15 protein-coding genes and 1 riboswitch are annotated in these 17,826 nt (G+C 58.2%); of the genes, 9 read left to right on the forward strand and 6 right to left on the reverse strand.

Translation table 11 applies throughout. The features are described from left to right. Positions 1 to 31 precede the first annotated feature (31 nt). The gene (locus tag GE107_RS21895; protein WP_219643016.1) at positions 32 to 1,555 is read right to left on the reverse strand and encodes an MDR family MFS transporter; all 1,524 of its coding nucleotides are present in this window, start codon (positions 1,553 to 1,555) and stop codon (positions 32 to 34) included. Positions 1,556 to 2,685: 1,130 nt separating this feature from the next. On the opposite strand from GE107_RS21895, the gene GE107_RS21900 reads away from it, so the two are divergent. The 7 genes from GE107_RS21900 to GE107_RS21930 are packed head-to-tail and all read left to right on the forward strand — an operon-like array spanning position 2,686 to position 9,094. Next, entirely contained in the window at positions 2,686 to 3,810 is a 1,125-nt protein-coding gene (locus GE107_RS21900) for an ABC transporter substrate-binding protein (RefSeq protein WP_219643018.1), read from the forward strand. Continuing rightward, positions 3,777 to 4,646 carry an ABC transporter permease gene (locus GE107_RS21905; protein ID WP_219643032.1) on the forward strand — a complete coding sequence of 290 codons (870 nt, stop codon included), beginning with the start codon at positions 3,777 to 3,779 and terminating at the stop codon, positions 4,644 to 4,646. Before GE107_RS21900 ends, GE107_RS21905 begins: the two co-directional genes overlap by 34 nt. After that, positions 4,633 to 5,481, forward strand: a complete 849-nt coding sequence (locus GE107_RS21910) for an ABC transporter permease (RefSeq protein ID WP_219643036.1) — start codon at positions 4,633 to 4,635, stop codon at positions 5,479 to 5,481. Before GE107_RS21905 ends, GE107_RS21910 begins: the two co-directional genes overlap by 14 nt. Then, the gene (locus tag GE107_RS21915) at positions 5,478 to 6,509 is read left to right on the forward strand and encodes an ABC transporter ATP-binding protein (RefSeq protein ID WP_219643038.1); all 1,032 of its coding nucleotides are present in this window, start codon (positions 5,478 to 5,480) and stop codon (positions 6,507 to 6,509) included. Before GE107_RS21910 ends, GE107_RS21915 begins: the two co-directional genes overlap by 4 nt. Positions 6,510 to 6,523: 14 nt before the next feature. Then, a complete protein-coding gene (locus GE107_RS21920) occupies positions 6,524 to 7,309 on the forward strand; it encodes a DeoR/GlpR family DNA-binding transcription regulator (protein WP_219643041.1) in 786 nt (261 codons plus the stop codon). Next, positions 7,306 to 8,316: a histidinol-phosphatase HisJ family protein gene (locus GE107_RS21925; RefSeq protein WP_219643045.1), complete on the forward strand. Its 1,011-nt coding sequence runs from the start codon at positions 7,306 to 7,308 to the stop codon at positions 8,314 to 8,316. The genes GE107_RS21920 and GE107_RS21925 overlap by 4 nt, the downstream gene beginning before the upstream one ends. Positions 8,317 to 8,335: 19 nt before the next feature. Continuing rightward, entirely contained in the window at positions 8,336 to 9,094 is a 759-nt protein-coding gene (locus GE107_RS21930; protein ID WP_219643048.1) for an MgtC/SapB family protein, read from the forward strand. A gap of 70 nt (positions 9,095 to 9,164) precedes the next feature. Here GE107_RS21930 and GE107_RS21935 read toward each other — a convergent pair whose 3' ends face one another. Beyond that, positions 9,165 to 10,610: an ABC transporter substrate-binding protein gene (locus tag GE107_RS21935; protein WP_219643051.1), complete on the reverse strand. Its 1,446-nt coding sequence runs from the start codon at positions 10,608 to 10,610 to the stop codon at positions 9,165 to 9,167. 134 nt (positions 10,611 to 10,744) lie between these two features. Between GE107_RS21935 and GE107_RS21940 the strand changes: the two genes are divergently transcribed. Beyond that, on the forward strand, positions 10,745 to 11,725 hold the full coding sequence (locus tag GE107_RS21940; RefSeq protein WP_219643053.1) for a helix-turn-helix transcriptional regulator: 981 nt from the start codon (positions 10,745 to 10,747) through the stop codon (positions 11,723 to 11,725). Positions 11,726 to 11,808: 83 nt separating this feature from the next. Continuing rightward, positions 11,809 to 12,150 (forward strand): TFIIB-type zinc ribbon-containing protein, encoded by a 342-nt coding sequence (locus GE107_RS21945; protein WP_219643187.1) that lies wholly within the window; start codon positions 11,809 to 11,811, stop codon positions 12,148 to 12,150. 82 nt (positions 12,151 to 12,232) lie between these two features. On the opposite strand, the gene GE107_RS21950 is transcribed toward GE107_RS21945, so the two are convergent. The 4 genes from GE107_RS21950 to GE107_RS21965 form a co-directional block, all read right to left on the reverse strand. Next, positions 12,233 to 12,736 (reverse strand): C40 family peptidase, encoded by a 504-nt coding sequence (locus GE107_RS21950; protein ID WP_219643057.1) that lies wholly within the window; start codon positions 12,734 to 12,736, stop codon positions 12,233 to 12,235. A gap of 5 nt (positions 12,737 to 12,741) precedes the next feature. Continuing rightward, a riboswitch (cyclic di-AMP (ydaO/yuaA leader) is annotated at positions 12,742 to 12,878 on the reverse strand. A 219-nt stretch (positions 12,879 to 13,097) separates the two neighbouring features. Then, on the reverse strand, positions 13,098 to 13,913 hold the full coding sequence (locus GE107_RS21955; protein WP_219643060.1) for a hypothetical protein: 816 nt from the start codon (positions 13,911 to 13,913) through the stop codon (positions 13,098 to 13,100). A gap of 12 nt (positions 13,914 to 13,925) precedes the next feature. Next, on the reverse strand, positions 13,926 to 15,911 hold the full coding sequence (locus tag GE107_RS21960) for a M1 family metallopeptidase (protein ID WP_219643062.1): 1,986 nt from the start codon (positions 15,909 to 15,911) through the stop codon (positions 13,926 to 13,928). A gap of 136 nt (positions 15,912 to 16,047) precedes the next feature. Then, positions 16,048 to 17,565 carry a malate:quinone oxidoreductase gene (locus tag GE107_RS21965; RefSeq protein ID WP_219643064.1) on the reverse strand — a complete coding sequence of 506 codons (1,518 nt, stop codon included), beginning with the start codon at positions 17,563 to 17,565 and terminating at the stop codon, positions 16,048 to 16,050. Positions 17,566 to 17,826: the final 261 nt, after the last annotated feature.

Raw genomic sequence — 17,826 nt, forward strand, 5'->3', positions numbered from 1 at the left:
GGGAAGCCGCCCTCTTTCTTGTCAATAAAGTTTAATGGGCTGCCGCGTATTTTTCAGACTCGGCTTTGGGGTCCATTTTCTCCCGGCTCATGAGGAAGGCTGCTGCCACCGCCAGAATGGCCGGAATGATCCCCCAGGCAAATGTATCGGCGATCGAGGAAGATAATCCCCCTGTGATCGTGTGTAACGTCCCTTCCGGGATTTGGGCGCGGGTCGCCGGAGCCAGCAGAACGTGCGGATCGCTGAAATCCAGGTTCTGAGGCAGGTCTCCGCCCATGAACGACTCGGTCAGCTTGCGCGTCATGGAATGGCTCTGAAGGATGCCGAAAACCGTGATGCCCAGCGTCATGCCCATCGACCGGAGGAAGTTGAGGGTCGCCATGCCGGCTCCCCGTTCCCGTATCGACAGGGAGTGGGTTGCAGCGTTGGCCAAAACCGAGAAAGATGCGCCGATGCCGAGGCCGACCAGAATCATGTAGAGCGTGACGACGAGACGCGACGAATCGGGCGTTAACGTGGTCAGCAAGCCAAGGCCGGCGACCAGCAGGATCAGCGTCGAGATCATGATGGAGCGATAGGACATGCGGCTCATGACGAAACCTCCTCCGGTCGCAGTAACGACCGTGCCGAGCATCATCGGCAGCAGGACGAAGCCCGAATTCGTAGCGGAGCCGCCGAGAACGCCCTGGATGAAGATCGGGATGTATACCGATGCCGCGATGAACGCGGCTCCGCTTAAGATCGCGACCGCGTTGCTGGAAGCGTACAAGCGGTTGCGGAACATACGGAAGGCGATGATCGGTTCCTCGGCCCGCGTTTCGGCAATCACGAACAACACGGCGAGGATCGCGAATCCGGCGAACAATCCGAGAATTTGCGGCGAGCCCCAGGCATAGAATTTGCCGCCCAGCTCCATCGCGAACATCAGGCACACGACCGCGCCGACCAGCGTGCTCGCTCCGGCCCAATCGATTCGCTGCTTGGAATGCTCGAGCGACTCCTTGTAGGCGGATGCGACGAGCAAGAACGCGATCAGCCCGAGCGGCAAATTGATGTAGAAAATCCACTGCCACTTGATGTAATCGGTCAGATAGGCGCCAAGAAGGGGGCCGAAGATGCTCGACATGCCGAATACGGCGCCGAATAGGCCCATCAGTTTGCCCCGTTTCTCCGGCGGGACGGCGTCGAACATGATCGTGAAAGCGATCGGGACGAGCGCGCCGCCGCCGATCCCTTGGATCGCGCGGTAGATGCTGAGCTCGATGATCGAGCCCGCGGTTCCGCAGAGCGCCGAGCCCAGCATGAACATGATCATGCCGAAAACGAAGAAGCGCTTGCGTCCGTACATATCCGACAGCTTGCCGAAAATCGGCATTCCCGCCATCTCGGCGACCATATACGCGGAGGTTACCCAGACGAATTTGTCCAGTCCTCCGAGTTCGCCCACGATCGTCCCCATGGCGGTCGCCACGATCGTATTGTCCATCGACGCCATCAGGATGGCCAGCAGGAGGCCGGCCACAACCATTCCGCTCTTGCTTTGAGCTGCTTGCATGCTTTCAAATCCTTTCCGTGTGGTTTTTCTCACCTGCCTTAAGGATAGCCAAGCAACCCTGACAACGTTATGTCAGCAAGAGTTAAACATGAAAAATAAAAACGCTAGCGTAATACGACGAGAGCTCCTTGCGGGAAGCCATTTAGCCCAAATTAACGACCCCGGAAGACACTTCATCGCTCGAACTTGGCAATTCAGATTCAATTACGTCTCCGGAGGTCACTACAGCGTTCGTAGTTGGGGATTTCGCAGAAATAACGTCTCCAGAGGTCACTGCAGCGCCCGAACTCGGCGTTTCAGCCTCAATAACGTCTCCGGAAGTCACTACAGCGTTCGTAGTTGGGGATTTCGCAGGAATAACGTCTCCGGAGGTCACTGCAGCGTTCGTAGTTGGGGATTTCGCAGGAATAACGTCTCCGGAAGTCACTACAGCGTTCGTAGTTGGGGATTTCGCAGAAATAACGTCTCCGGAAGTCACTACAGCGTTCGTAGTTGGGGATTTCGCAGAATAACGTCTCCGGAGGTCACTACAGCGCTCGAACTAGGCATTTCAGCCCAAATAACGCTTCCAGAAGTCACTACAGCGTTCGTGGAACGTTATTTACGCCTACCGGTTGCTTTTCGTGAAGCAGAACGGCGAGTGGCTGATCGAGAAATATGGGGCAGGATCCCCGTCCCGGATTACGCCATATTCGCAAGAAGCATCGCATCCGATTAAGGGCCGTATGGCGGGCAGTTCCCGACAGTACGGTCTCTTCGCAATTCATGCGCACTACCGCCGCGGCTGTCATCCGCGCGGATCATCTCCTCTCCCACGCGCCATTAAACCTTCTTTTAACAATCAATCAAAACTATTCTCGATTCGGGATAACAAACATAATACAAAATAAAACCACATCAAAGGTTGGTCATTCCCCATTCATGCCCACGAAACAGCACGAATATCTCCAATGGAAGCGTTTGTAGTTTTATAAAACAACAACAATCAACATCATCGCGCTTGGACCCGGATCCGAATCGGCAGGCGCAACTGTGCACGCAGCCGATACCAACGAGACTCCAAACCCGTCGGCATCGACCGACCGGGATGGATATAGATACAGGTTTCCAAACATGGAGGAGGATGTGGAATGTTGAAGGCATTGCGTTGGGGGAAAAGGAAAAAGCTCGTTCTGATCGCGTGGTTGGCCGTGCTCGCTCTGACGGTCGCCGCATGCGGCAACAAGTCGGAAGGAGGCAGCCAGGAAGCGGCATCCGCTGCGGTTCCGACGCTCGAAGAGCTGGTGGCTCCCGCCCAGCAAGAAGGCCAAGTCGTCAGCGTCGGCATGCCGGACACCTGGGCCAACTGGAAAGACACATGGGACCAATTGAATACCAAGTACCAGATTAAGCATACCGACACGGACATGAGCAGCGCCGAGGAAATCGCCAAGTTCGAAGCGGAGAAGAACAAGCCCACGGCGGATATCGGCGACGTCGGGATCGCGTTCGGGCCGCTCGCCGTGCAGAAGGGCGTAACGCAGCCGTACAAAACGCAATATTGGGATGAAGTGCCGGATTGGGCGAAGGACAAGGACGGCCATTGGATGGTCGCTTACACGGGCAGCATCAGCTTCTTCTGCAACAAAGACCTGGTGCAGGAGTGCCCGAAGAGCTGGGCGGATCTGGAGAACGCCGCAGGCAAGTACAAGGTATCGGTCGGCGACGTGACGAAGGCGTCGCAAGCGCAGCATGCCGTTCTGGCCGCGGCGCTCGCGCACGGTGGCGACGAAGGCAACATCCAGCCGGGCATCGATTACTTCAAGAAGCTGGCCGAGAAGGACATCATCGGCAAAGTGGACGTGTCGCCCGCCAACATCCAGAAAGGCGAAATCGCGGTAGCGCTGCTGTGGGATTTCAACGCGCTCGGTTACCGCGACCAATTCGGCAAAGACAAATACGAAGTGAACATTCCGTCCGACGGCAGCGTCATCAGCGGATATGCGACGATCATCAACAAGTGGGCGCCCCATCCGAACGCCGCCAAGCTCGCGCGGGCTTACATTTTCAGCGATGAGGGCCAAATCAACCTCGCCAAAGGATACGCCCGTCCGATCCGTTCCAGCGTGAAGCTTCCGGCGGACGTCGAAGCGAAGCTGATCCCGCAGGATCAATACAAGAACACGAAGCCGATCAAGGACTTCAAAGTATGGGAAGACACCGTAAAGGGGCTTGGCGCCAAATGGCAGGAAGAAGTTCAAGTCGCCATCAAGTAACGCTTCTGCTTCTGCTGCTCCCGTTTTTCCTGTGGCTGTTCGCGTTTCTGCTGCTGCCGGGCATCCTGATGCTCGTCTCCAGCTTCCAGAACGAAGGCGGCCAAGGGTTTACCCTTGGCCAGTATGTCAAAGGACTGACGCATCCGCTCTATACGGGGGCGATCCGGAACAGCGTGCTGCTGTCGCTCGTTTCGGCTTTCGTCGGACTCGTCGCGGCGGCCTTCGCGGCTTATTCTTTCACGACGTTCTCCCCGAAAACGCGGGACCGGATGCTGAGCCTGTCCAATATGATGACCAATTTCGCCGGAGTGCCTTTGGCCTTCGGCTTTATCATCCTATTCGGGACGAACGGCATGCTTACGCTGCTCTTCAAGCAGCTGGGCCTGTCCTTCCTCGCGTTCGACCTGTATTCGTGGAAAGGGCTTGCCTGGGTCTATATTTACTTCCAGATCCCGGTAGGCATTCTGCTGATTTACCCGTCTCTCTTCGCCATCCGTCAGGAGTGGAGAGAGGCCGCATCGCTGCTCGGCGCGGGAACGGTGCAGTTCTGGCTGAGAATCGGGGTGCCGGTCCTGCTGCCGGGACTCGTCGGCACGTTCAGCGTGCTGTTCGCCAATGCGATGGGAGCTTACGCGACAGCCTACGCCCTCGTGACGTCCAACTTCAACCTGCTCCCGATTAAAATCGGCGGCCTGGTGTCGGGAGACGTATTCCCGAGAGTGGAGCTGGGCAGCGCGCTCGCGGTGATTCTGTTCGTCATCCTGGCCATCGCCTTGTTCATTAACGAAAAAATGCTGCGTCTCGCGAGGAGGGGGCTGTCCCATGACTCCCGTTAACGAGAGAAGACCTGCGGGCAGCCGGATTTGGCACGCCGCCGTCGCCGCGGCCGTTCTCGTTTTCCTGCTGCTGCCCCTGTTGGTCACGTTCCTGTTCTCGATCAGCACGGAATGGGAAGACACGATTCTGCCGCAGGGCTATACGTTCGATTCGTACATCCGTTTGTTCGGCGACGAGCGGTTTCTATACGCCCTCGGCCGTTCCTTCCTGGTGGCGTCGATGACCGTCGCCTTTTCGCTCCTGATCATGGTCCCAACCGTTTTCGTCGTCGCGCTGTATGTGCCCCGGTTGGAGAAATGGCTGCAGACGGTCGTGCTGGTTCCCTTCGCGCTGCCCGGCGTCGTGGCCGCGGTGGGGCTGATCAAGCTGTACTCTGCGCCGCCCTTCGCCATCTCGGGCACGATCTGGATCCTGATCGGCGCTTATTTCATCCTCGTGCTGCCGTATGTCTACCAGAGCACGAGAAATTCGCTGCGGGCCGTTAACGCGGCCGAGCTGATGGAGGCGGCGGAGGTGCTGGGGGCGAGCAAAACCGCAGCGTTCATCCGGGTTATCCTGCCTAACATCATGCCGGGAGTCATCGTCGCCAGTCTGCTCTCCTTTTCCATCGTGTTCGGAGAGTTCGTGCTGGCCAACATGCTCGTCGGAGGCAGCTTCGAAGTCGTTCAAGTGTACCTGTACCACATGATGGGCGTCGACGGCCGGCTCTCCAGCGCCACGATCGTGACTTTTTTCGCGCTCGTTCTGGTCCTGTACGCCTTCGTGCTCAAAATCGGCAATCGCAAGCCGCGGGCGGGAACGCCGTCCGTTCAAGGGAAGGAGGAAACGGTTTGAGCTTCGTCCGCATTCAAGGCGTCTCCAAAAGCTATAATCATACCCGGGTATTGAACAACGTGTCCCTGTCGATCGAAGAAGGCGAATTCATCACGCTGCTCGGACCGAGCGGATGCGGCAAAAGCACGCTCCTGCGGGCGATAGCCGGCTTGAATCCGATCGATGAAGGCAAGATCGAAGTCGGCGGCAAGGACATCACGCATATGCCTCCCAAGAAACGCAACGTAGGCATGGTCTTTCAATCGTATGCGCTATTTCCTAATATGACCGTATTTGATAATATTGCATTTGGATTGAAAATGGAGGGTTTGCGGAAGGACGGCATTAGGCCGTTGGTCGAGGAGATGCTGAACCTCATCGACCTGAAGGGCAAGGAAGACCGCTACCCGAGCCAGCTGTCCGGCGGACAGCAGCAGCGGGTGGCGCTCGCCCGTTCGCTCGTCAAGAAGCCGACGGTTCTGTTGCTCGATGAGCCCCTTAGCGCGCTGGACGCGAAAATCCGTCGTACGCTGCGCGGCGAAATCCGGCACATTCAGCGGCGGCTGGGCATGACCACGATCTTCGTCACGCATGACCAGGAGGAAGCGCTGACGGTATCCGACCGCATTTTCGTCATGAAGCAGGGGGAAATCGAGCAAGCGGGCACTCCGAACGAAATCTACACGTCGCCGGCCAGCGAGTACGTCGCCCGGTTCATCGGCAACTACAACGTCTGGAGCCGCAGCCAGCTGCAAGGTCGTCCGATCCGCGGCATTCCCGACCAGGGCAATATGTTTGCCGTCCGGCCGGAGGCGATCCGCATGGCCGTATCCGGGGCGGAGGATGAGGCGAACGAAATCACGGCCGAGGGTACGGTATCCATCGTTTCCGTTCTGGGCAACGTGCTGCGGTTCGAAGTGGACGTGACCGGGCTTCCGGTCACCGTGGATATGCTGAGCGGGCAATCGATCGACCATTTGCGCGCCGGAACCGCCGTACGTCTGTCCATTCCCCGCGGGGAGTGGAAAAGCATTCAACCCTCATCTTAAGGAGCTCCTGACCGATGTCCTTGTCATTCGAGAAACGGAAGCGGAGAATCCTGGAGCGCCTGAGCATGGAAGGACGGGTAGAGGTCCCCGTTCTCGCGGAGGAATTCGGGGTATCGACCGAGACGATCCGGCGGGACTTGGAGCGGCTGGACGGCGAAGGCCGGTTGAAGAAAGTGTACGGAGGCGCCGTGCGGGTCCGCGCGGACTCGCTGGAGCTTCCGTTCGACGAGAAACGGCTGCTCCATGCCGACGAGAAAGCGGCCATCGGGAAATTCGCGGCGTCCATGGTGAAGGAAGGCGATACCGTGATGCTCGGCAACGGCACGACGACGCTGGAAGTCATCCGGCACTTGACCGGGCGTTCGAACGTCACGATCATTACCCATTCGACGCCGGCGCTGTTGCTGGCGTTGGAGGCTTTCCCGGGCAAAGTCATCTTCGTCGGCGGGGAAGTGAACAAACGGCAGCAATCGACGGAAGGTCCTCTCGCGGAGTTGGTTCTGAGCCGATTGCGGGTGAACAAGGCGTTCATTTCCGCGGGAGGCGTCTCGCTGACGGACGGCATTACGGACTACGAGCTGTCGGAGGCGAATATTTCCCGGAAAATGATGGAGCGTGCCGACGAAACGGTTTTTTTGGCGGATTCCTCGAAATTCGGCAACTCGACGTTCGCCAGCGTCTGTTCCCTGGACGACGTCTATACGATGGTGACGGACGCGGGCCTTGACGACGCGTGGAGACGGGAGATGGCCGAGCAAAACATCCGGTTATGGATCGCGGAAGGAGAGGAATCGCGGTGAAGGTCGATTTTCATTTCCATCTGGAGGAGGGGCCGTATTCCTTCGGATGGCTGCAGCGGACGGCGCTGGCGCTCGAGAAAGCGCCGGATGAAGCCCCGAATCCCTATGAGAGCCATACGCTTTCCTGGATGGAGGAGCAGACGAAACGTCTGCAAACCCGCTTGGCGGAAGGTTGTTTCTCCGACCGGTGGATGGAGCGTTACATGCGGGAGGGGCGCAAACGGGGCATCGAGCGGTTCGGTATCGTCGATCACCTCTATCGTTTCGAAGAATTCCGCGAATACTACGACAAATACATCACCACGGACGACAGCCCATTGGGCCGTCTGCAGCGTTATTGGCTCGACCGGGTCCAGATCGGCTCGATCGAGTTATATTTGACGGCGGTTCGGAGGTTGCAGCAGAAAGGCTATCCGGTTTCCGTCGGCGTGGAGGCCGATTTCTTCCCGGGCGGAGAGGCGGAGCTCAAGGCGTTGCTTAGCCGTTACGAGTTGGACTACGTAATCGGAAGCGTGCATTTCGTGGACGGATGGGGCTTCGATAACCCGGAGGTCCAGCATATATTCGAACAGAGAGACCTGCTGGAGCTGTACCGCCGCGGTTTCGAGCATGTGAAACAGGCGGCCCGATCCGGCATTTTCGATATGATCGCCCATTTGGACAATTTGAAGGTATTCAATTACCGGCCGGACGAAAAGCTGATGATGGACTTGTACGACGATGTCGCGGCGGCGCTCCGGGCGGCGGACGTGGCGTCCGAAATTAATACGGGCCTGGCGTACCGGTACCCGGTCAAGGAAATGTGCCCCAGTCCGTCCTTGCTGGCCAGGCTGTATGCGCACAATGTCCCGATCACGCTAAGCTCGGATTCCCATTTTCCGGACGACATCGGCACGATGCTGGACGAAGCCGCCAGGCTGGCCTGGAATACGGGCTACCGGGAAATCGTCTATTTCGAGAAACGGCGGAGAATCAGCGTCCCTTTGGCAATGCAGGAAGAGGCGTAGAGAGGGAGGGTTCTAGAGGATGGCCAATCCCGCTATATGGCAAATCAGTCATTGGGAATTGACCCTGCGCATCCTGTTCGCGCTCGTGGTCGGAGGTTTGATCGGCCTGGAGCGGGAATTCGGACATCACTCGGCCGGGTTCCGCACGCACATTCTCGTCTGCCTCGGGTCGGCGCTCGTCATGCTGCTGTCCATCTACGGCTTCAGCTCGTTCATGAACGAGCCGAACGTCCGCTCGGATCCCGCGAGGCTGGCGGCGCAAGTCATCAGCGGCATCGGATTTCTGGGGGCGGGTACGATCCTCCGGACAGGCAACTCGATCTCGGGCCTGACGACGGCGGCGTCGCTATGGGTCGTCGCGGCGCTCGGCCTCGCGGTCGGGGCCGGCTTCTATTACGGCGCGCTGCTCACGGCCTTCCTGTCGCTCGTGTGTCTATTCGTCCTGAATAAGCTCGAGAAGGTGTTCAACAGCAAAAGGAGAATGGCCGATTTGACCCTTACGCTCAAGGAGTCCAGCGGGAGCGTCCAATCGGTGATGGAGAAGGTCGGCCCGGTCGGGGCGACGATCACGAATCTGTCGGCCGGGACGGATCCGAACGGGAAGGAAGAACCGGCCATTCAGCTTCACCTCCGGTTGAAAAACACGGTGCTGGAGAGAAACCTCGGCATCCTGGATGAACTGCGCGGGATTCCGGGCGTGATCCGGGTCACGTTCCGGCTGTCGGACGGGAAGGGCCGGAGCCTCGTCCCGGACGATCCGATGTCCGGGGACGTTTGAGACGGCGGATCTCCAGTACAGGGAACAACGGCCGATTCTTCGCTTCATGCGAGAGAATCGGCCGTTATGCTTACCCTCCGGTCGTCGTTGTCGTGGTGGTCGCGGAGGTCGAGGCCGACGGTTCGGCGCCTTTGGTTTCCTCCTGCTTCTTCTTCGCCAGCAGCAAGGCTTCCTGGGCTTTGGTCTCGAGGCTGCCCAGCGCCTCCTCCAGGGACTTCTTGTCGTCAACGACCGGCTGCAGCTCCTGCTGGGCCATTCCTTGCAACTGCATCATGAATTCACGGGGCAGCTTCTCGTAATTCTTGTACATAGCCGGCTGAACCGGTTTTAACTTATAGAAGGCTTCGTAATGATGCCCTTCCTTGTCCGACAAATATTTCGTCCGCACGGACATGCTTCCTTGCTGCCGCTTGGAGGTTACGCGGGCGTACTCGTCGCTCAGCACGTAGGATAAGAACGTCCATGCGGCATCGGTTTGAGCCGATTTGGCGGAGATCGCGAAAATGTTGTAGAAAGACATATTCGGGCTGACTTCCGGATTCGCCGGGTCGACCGGCATCGTCACGATGTCCCAATTCTTGATCGCCTTGTCTTTGACGGCGGTCTGGGCTTGTTTGATCTGATCCATCAAATAAGTGCCATCCATCGACATGGCGGCCTTGCCGCTAATAAACGGATCCTGCAGCAGAAAATCTTCATATTGCATAGGAGCGTTCATGCCGCGATTCGGATCTTCGGTATAGAGCGAACCCGATTTCAGTGCGGTTAACGCCGTGCCGAACGCCTTCCGCCAAGCGTCCGTGTTAAGGGTGACCTTCGTGGCGCCGGAGTCTACGATGTTCAGGTTCTGCGTCACTCCGATCATGTTGCCAAGCTGGTAGATGTCCGTTCCGCTATACCCCATTTTCAAACCGTATACCCGATCTTCCTTCGAGCCTTCGGTAGGGAACATGGCCGCCAATCGGAATAGCTCTTCCCAGCTCATCTGATCCTTGGGCAGCTCGACTCCGTGTTTGTTGAACAGGTCTTTGTTGTAATAGATCACCTGGCTGTAGAAGCTGGGGACGAGGCCGTACAGCTTGCCGCCGCTCAAGTCCTTGAGGTAATCGATCATGCCGGGCAACAGGCCCGCCTTGTCGAAGCTTTTCTCCTCGGTACGGGTTTCCAGCTCCAGCAGTTTTCCTTCTTCCGCCATTTTTGTATACTGTTCCGGAGAGAGCATGAGGATGTCCGGCTTCTGCTCGTCGATGAACTTGAGCATGGCCGCGTTCATGTCTTTGCCTTCTTCGTACTTCACGCTCTGCGTATTCACGACTTCGATCTCCACCTCCGGATGGAGGGCCGAGAACAGCATGCCGTATTGGTCGAAGAAGGACCTCTCGTCATAGAACATCACCTTCAGGCTAACCGGTTCCGAGCTCTTGTCCGCGTTGCCGGCTCCCATGCTGCATCCGGCGAGCAAACTCGCCGCCAGCGCGATCGGGAGGACGTTGCGGGTCCAACGCTTCCGATTCAAATTCCCACTCCTTCTCTATGTCTTGGTCATTGGCGACCAGATTCATTATCTTTTATTATTCGGGCGGTGCCTAGTAATTTTAGGGAAATTTATAGAAACTTAAGGAATTTTTAAGAGGCGGGTGACCGGAACCGATGTCCAAAGCCGACAACATGCTGCAGGTTCTGTGGCTGCTGAAAACGAGGCGGCGCATGACGGCTAGGGAAATCGCCGAAGCGCTCGAAATCCACGTCCGCACCGTGTACCGCTATATCGACAGTCTGTGCGCCAGCGGCGTGCCGATCGAAGCGGAAGCGGGGCATGACGGCGGATACCGGCTTCCCGACCATTTTCGGAACGTCCCGCTTTTCTTCGATATGGAGGAGCAGAAGGCGCTCGCCCACGCGGCCCTGTTCGCCAAGGAAGCCGGGTATCCGTACGGCGACGCGCTGAACCGGGCCGTCACGAAGCTGCAGCGGTACGCCAATGAAGAGCAGTGGGACGAAGTCAACCGGCACCTGTCCGGCTTCGAAGTCGTGCACGCCCCTGCCGATCCGAGGCAGGAGCCGTTCCTGCGGATGCTGGAGCAGGCAGTGGCGGACGGGCGGACGGTGGTCATGGAGTACCAGACCGGACGAGATCAAACGGCCGTAAACAGAGAATTGGATCCGTACGGACTCGTGCATTGGAAGGGCAAATGGTACACGGTGGGGTATTGCCATGTGCGCGGGGAAATGAGGAGCTTCCGCGTCGATCGGATCCGCGCCTTGTCGCCTGCGGAAGCGGGATTCACGAGACCGGCGGACTTCTCCGCGCGCCGGTTCCTGCTGCAGAATTTGCTTCCGGATCCCGAGAAACCGGAGGCGCTCGTGGACGTCGTCATTCGCGGCCGGAGGGAAGCCTTGAACGACTTGTGCGATCACTGGCTGTTCGGACACGGGCTGCTGGAGCGGACCGGTGACGAGGAGGCCCGATTCCGCCTGCAGGAGCAGACGGTCAAGGTCATGGTTCCGTACTTCCTGCTGCCCTATGGCAGGGCGATCCGGGTCGAGGAGCCGCCCTTGCTGCAGGAGCGAATGGCCGAAGTGGCGGAGAGCTTGGCGGAACATTACCGAACATCGGCGAATCCGCGATAGAGTCGGGCTTGCCCGAATGAAACCACTTTCGGTTTCGTGCGTATGCAACGAGGGAAAGATGAATCCGAGGAGGTAGGGTAATGATGAATTGTCCGGTATGCGACGACACCCGGATGAGAGAGGTCGAGAAAAACGGGATCCTGATCGATGTCTGCCCGTCCTGCAAAGGCGTATGGCTGGACCGCGGCGAGCTGGAGAAGCTCATGTCGGACGTCCGGGAAATCCGGCAGGAGTACAACGAATGGTATTACGGCGACTCGAACCGTCACGGCCAGCCGCAGAGAGCGCCGCAGTCGCCTCCGCCGTACCCGCAGCAAACCCACCAGTCCCACCAGCCTTACTACGGAAGCCATCCGCAAGGACACCCGAAATACCATAAAAAGAAGAAAAGCGTGCTCGACGTATTCGGGGACTTGTTCGATTAAGCGCGCGGACCGGGAGGAAATGAAAAATGGCTGTCGCCATCCATTGGAAGGCGACAGCCATTTTTCATTTCCATCCACAAAGTCATCCGGCCTCGGAAGCGTCCGCTTCGGCGGCAACTTCCGGATCCGTGGCGACTTCCTGGTAGGTATCGGTATCCATCACGCGGCGGGCTCCCATGTAACGTTTCGCATAATACTCTGCAGACAGGGAGTCGATGGTTACTCCCCTGGTGACGGAGGCGTGGGCGAATTTGCCCTCCCCGACATAGATGCCTACGTGCGATACGCCGCTTCCGCTCGTGTTGAAGAATACCAGGTCGCCCGCGCGAAGGTCGTCGCGAGCCACTTTTTTGCCGCGGGCAAACTGCTCCTTCGAGCTCCGGGGAAGTTCGATTCCGAGTTTCTTGAACACGTATCCCGTAAAACCGGAACAGTCGAATCCGCTCGTGGTCGTTCCGCCGTAGTCGTAGTCGACGCCCATCACCTTGGCGATGGTGTCGTCCAGTTTCGAATCCGCAAAAGCGCTTCCGACTTGGAAAGCAAGCAAAAAAGCAAGAGAAAGCAGCAAAACAGAGACTTTACGCAAAGCTGGGTGTCCCCTTCCGATGCCTACGAGGTTAGCTGGAGGGTTCGGTTGAAGGTTCCCTATGGCTCCTATATTGCGAAGCCAATTCACCCGATATGGTTCCCCCGTTTCCCGGTGCGCGGGAATTCGGCAATTTTTGCACACAGCCCTACATATTCGCTTTTTGCGGCGGACTTCCTGCTCCTTTTGGATTAGAATTCCTTAATCTTTGCCTCCCGGAATGCCTTGCGGCCTCCTTCCGCAGGGTGATTTTCAAGGGCCCGATAAAACGCGCAAGCCCCGTCCACAGGCTCCGAACGAGCCTGCGAACGGGGATTCCCGGAGTGGATCATGTCGAAAAGGGCGACCGGGACATGCGTCCTCATCTTTCCCTCCAGACGGCGAATTGGGAGGCTGCGGTCCAGAGGGAAAGCAGAGAACGTATGAAATGGAAAGCCTGGTGCAGCACGACGGCGATAAAACCCGACCAGATGACGGTGACGGACGACACGGCGGCGGAAGCGGCGAGCCCGATTCCGGCCATCGCCAGCGAGACGGCCAATAGAGGCAGCGCCCGGTCCCAAGCTTGCTTGAACCCCTTGCCGATGCCTTCCCGGCTGGCGGCGCCGAACTGCAGGCACCGGAGCAGCAGGTGCACGGCGAATCCCCAGACCAGCCAGGCGGCCGCGTAAGGAAGCAGGTCGAGGAGCCAGCGGTCGGGCGAGCCGAGGCTGTAGAACCGTTCCCTGGCCAGGGGAAGCACCCAGACCGCGGGAAGCAGCACAAGCGCGTTCTCCAGCCAGTACAGCAGGACGACGGGTTTCCAGGCATGACGGATGCCGGCCAGTACCCGGGTGCCGCTGCCTTTCTCCTCCTCCGTGTGGTGGAAAGAGAAATAAAGGCCGGCATTGATAAGGGGCGTGATCACCATCCGGAAAAGCAGCAAACCCGCGAGCAGCCACAACAGAGGGTCGAGCAGATCGGTCCGAAGCAGCCGGAACTCCGCTTCGATGAAGAACAGCGGGACGGCGTCCGCATTCGGATGGAGGTCGGGATACCGCGCCAGAACGGGCGTAACGACGGAATCGACGAGACGGAACAGGAAGAAGCCCCACAGAAAGCGATAAAGAAATAAGAGAATCCCTACATACTTATGCCGGACCGTCATGTCCCATCCCCTGCCAAGCATCTTTTTCACGGATTGCCCCCCTCACCATGCGAATGTGCTGAAGAAGCTTTCCAGCGCCTGGGCGATGCCCGCCGTCCATTTGACCCGGTCTTTGGAGGGCACCTCCGCCTTGAGGAAGTTATTGTAGCGCCGGTTGTCCAGGACGACCGCCACGCCGGGGTCCACGGCCGCGTAGGTCAGAGGAGAAGCAGAATCGAGCTGCAGCTGGACGTGGGTCTGGGTTCCGTCCCACCGCTTGCGCACCGTGCTGCCGTCCGCGTAACCGAACAGGAGGGTGACCGCCTGCGGACTTCCTCCGTTCCGCTTGAGCAGAATCAAGGTCCGGTAACCGCCTTGGTCGTTCTTATGGGAGTCGATCGACTCGATGGAGAAGTCCGCCATCTCGCCCCGGTACACGTATGCGGCGAAGAAGTCGTCCCATTTGGCCTTCGTCACGCTCTCGACGACCTTCTGGAACTCTCCCGTGGATGGATGCTTGAACCGGTATTTCTGGAAGTAGGCGCGCATGATCTTGTTCATCGTCTTGTCCCCGACCTGCCGCTCCAGGGCGGTCAGCACCAGTTTCGCCCGGAGGTAGACGTTATCCGCGTAGCCGTCATGGCTGCCGTAATGCCAGGAATAACGATACAGAGGCTCGGGAGCCGTCAGGTAGCTCGCTTCCACGGGCGTATTCGGCGAAACCCCGTAGATCGCCGACATCAACTTGTCTTCCGAATAGGACGTGAAGCCTTCGTCCAGCCAGGCTTCCTCAAACTCGTTGGAGGCCACCATGCCGTACCAGTATTGGTGCGCGATTTCATGGACGACGGTCCGTTCGAGATCGTAGCCCGGGCTTGCGTCTTTGGCCGCCGCTCCCGTCACGAGCGTGGGATACTCCATGCCGCCGGCTCCGTTCCCGTCTGCGGGGGGGATCACCACGGACAAGGTGGAGTAAGGATATTCCCCGTACCACGCCGCCAGCTTGGTCAGAGAAGATTTGGCCGCATGCATGTACCGGTCCCTCAGGTCTTTGTGAAGCGGGTCGAGATAGAGCCGGATCCGGACCCCGGGGATGCCGGGCGCGGAGAGGGAATCCTCGTAATAGACGAAATGCGGCGAGGCGGCCCAACCGAAGTCGTGCACGTCGTCGGCGTAGTATTGATAGATTTTGCGCCCCTTGGACACGGCTGCCGGTTTCGTCTGGAAACCGGTTGCCGCGACGGTGTAAGTTTCCGGGACGTCGATGCGCACGCTGTAAATGCCGAAGTCCGAATAGAACTCCGAGTTGCCGTGGTATTGGTGGAGGTTCCAGCCTTCCGCCGTTCTGCCGCGCATGCCGATCGTTTCGTACACCGCGACTTTGGGAAACCATTGGCCCGCCATGACGAAATCGCCGGCCGTCCCCATGCGGGCAAAGACGCGCGGGAGCTTGACCTTGAAGCTCATTTTGAGCGTCACCGAGCCGCCGGGCTTGACCGCCTCCGGAAGGCGCAAGGTGGCCAGCGTCCGGTCCTGCTTGTTGCCGTCGTCGGGCTGAACGTAATGCAGGCGGGGCAGAAGCGTCTCTCCTTGCTCCGTCGTCAGCGAAGAGAGCTCCATCGAGCCGTATGCGCCCGGCTCCATCTTGTCGCTCCGCAGCTTGCCGCCGGATTCCTTGAGGAATGTGCTGCCCGGAGAGAAGGCGTTCGGATAGAGGTGGAAATAGAGGTCCGTGACGGCTTGGCGCCCGGGATTCTTCCAAGTGACCGTCTGTTGACCGGTCAGCGTGTCGTCCGGCTCCAAGACGACGGAAATATGGTATTCGGTCACGCGCTGGCTGAGGACGATCGGCTTCGGCTGCAGAGGCGCCGCCTCCGGTTGCGGGGCCTTGGGCACGGCCGCGGCAGGGCCCGGTGCCGCTGCCCGTGCGGAAGCCGGCCAGGCGTATTGCGTTTCGAGCGCGTCCGCGAACCCGAACCGGATCGAGAGCACGAGGGCGGCGGCGGCCAGGGAGAACAGAAGCAGGCGTAGCGTGCGGCGCTTCGGCATAACGGATAACCCTCCCGTTGACAAGCATCTACGGACATGTATATGACGGCTGTCCGAAGATTATTTCTGCTTGTCTTACGGGAGGGTCAAGGGGCTTGCGAACGTATGGGAACGGTTCTCCGATCTAACTGCGTGATTAGGATACGGTTCTGTGTGCTGTCTGCAGCGGCATGTTGTCGCCTAGGCCGAGCGTCCGCGCGGCCTGCGCGTGAATTTCGCGGATCAGCTCCGGGTTTTTGAGCAGGGACGCGCCATAAGAAGGAATCATTTCTTTGATTTTCGGCTCCCACGCTTCGAGATGCTGCGGGAAGCACTTTTCGATGACCTCAAGCATGACGGAAACAGCGGTGGAAGCGCCCGGAGAAGCGCCGAGCAGGGCGGCGATCGAACCGTCGGCGGCGCTGATCACTTCCGTTCCGAATTGAAGCGTTCCTTTGCCGGCGGCCGTATCCTTGATGATTTGCACGCGCTGGCCGGCTACGAGCAAATCCCAGTCCTCGCTTCTGGCGTTCGGGATGAATTCGCGTAACGCCTCCATGCGCTTTTCTTTCGACAGCATCACTTGTTTGATCAGGTAAGTCGTCAGCGGAATGTTCTTTACTCCCGCCGCAAGCATCGTGACGAGATTATGCGGCTTGACGGACGTGATCAAATCGAACATGGAACCGAATTTCAGGAATTTCGGCGAGAAGCCGGCAAACGGTCCGAAAAGCAGCGATTCTTTCTTGTCGATCACTCTTGTGTCAAGATGCGGAACGGACATCGGAGGAGCGCCGACCGGCGCTTTGCCGTATACTTTCGCTTGATGCTGCGCGACGATTTCCGGTTTCCGGCACACCATGAACAGTCCGCTTACCGGAAATCCTCCGATCCCTTTGCCTTCGGGGATACCGGATTTTTGCAGCAAATGCAGGCTGCCTCCCCCGCCGCCGATAAAGACGAATTTCGCGGAATGCCGTTCGAGGGCGCCGCTGACGGCGTTCCGCACCTCGAGCTCCCACGAGCCGTCGCTCGTCCGTTTGATATCCTCGACTTGATGGTTGAATTTGATATCCACGTTGTGACTCTGCAGATGGGCAAACAACATTCGCGTTAAAGCGCCGAAGTTGACGTCCGTTCCGGATTCGATTCTTGTCGCCGCGATCGGATGATCCAACGACCGGTTTTTCATCATAAGCGGAATCCATTCCATCAGTTTTCCCGGCTCGTCCGTAAACTCCATCCCATGGAACAGAGGGTTGCCCGACAGCGCTTCAAAACGTTTCCTCAAGAACGTTACGTCTTGCTCCCCTTGAACGAAACTCATATGAGGCACCGGCACGATGAAGTCCCTCGGATTGCGGATCAGGTTGCTGCCCACGAGATAAGACCAGAACTGCTTGGAAACCTGAAACTCTTCGTTTACCTTGATCGCTTTGCTGATATCTATCGATCCGTCCGGTTTTTCGACGGTGTAGTTCAGCTCGCACAGCGAAGAATGCCCCGTTCCCGCATTATTCCATTCGTTGGAGCTTTCCTCTCCCGCGGCCGAGCGTCTCTCGAACACCGTGATGTCCCAGTCCGGCGCTAATTCTTTCAGCAGTGATCCCAGTGTCGCGCTCATGATTCCGGCACCGATTAAGATAACGTCTGTTTTCGTTTGTCCGTTGCTCATTTTTACCGTCCTTATGCCCTAAGATTTGCAGCAAGGATGCAGGCGCTCCTGCTCAGTCGCTGCGGCAAGCCAGGGTCCGACCTGGCCATGCAACTTATCCGGTTCAATGATAACCTTATCTAGTGTATCACTATTGTTTATAGATTTTAATATTTCTTTGCTATATGGATGATAGATATAAGTTATTGAAAATATGGTAATCAGCAAGGATTCGAGGAAAATGGGCAGAAGGGAAGGGGAGGGCGGGGGTGCGGCGGGAGG

This window comes from Cohnella sp. CFH 77786 (assembly GCF_019400745.1).
Lineage (GTDB): Bacteria > Bacillota > Bacilli > Paenibacillales > Paenibacillaceae > Cohnella.

Coding starts and splice junctions, on each gene's coding strand:
- GE107_RS21900 (WP_219643018.1), top strand. CDS start 2,686: ATGTTGAAGGCATTGCGTTGGGGGAAAAGGAAAAAGCTCGTTCTGATC.
- GE107_RS21905 (WP_219643032.1), top strand. CDS start 3,777: ATGGCAGGAAGAAGTTCAAGTCGCCATCAAGTAACGCTTCTGCTTCTG.
- GE107_RS21895 (WP_219643016.1), bottom strand. CDS start 1,555: ATGCAAGCAGCTCAAAGCAAGAGCGGAATGGTTGTGGCCGGCCTCCTG.
- GE107_RS21940 (WP_219643053.1), top strand. CDS start 10,745: ATGTCCAAAGCCGACAACATGCTGCAGGTTCTGTGGCTGCTGAAAACG.
- GE107_RS21945 (WP_219643187.1), top strand. CDS start 11,809: ATGAATTGTCCGGTATGCGACGACACCCGGATGAGAGAGGTCGAGAAA.
- GE107_RS21965 (WP_219643064.1), bottom strand. CDS start 17,565: ATGAGCAACGGACAAACGAAAACAGACGTTATCTTAATCGGTGCCGGA.
- GE107_RS21960 (WP_219643062.1), bottom strand. CDS start 15,911: ATGCCGAAGCGCCGCACGCTACGCCTGCTTCTGTTCTCCCTGGCCGCC.
- GE107_RS21910 (WP_219643036.1), top strand. CDS start 4,633: ATGACTCCCGTTAACGAGAGAAGACCTGCGGGCAGCCGGATTTGGCAC.
- GE107_RS21920 (WP_219643041.1), top strand. CDS start 6,524: ATGTCCTTGTCATTCGAGAAACGGAAGCGGAGAATCCTGGAGCGCCTG.
- GE107_RS21930 (WP_219643048.1), top strand. CDS start 8,336: ATGGCCAATCCCGCTATATGGCAAATCAGTCATTGGGAATTGACCCTG.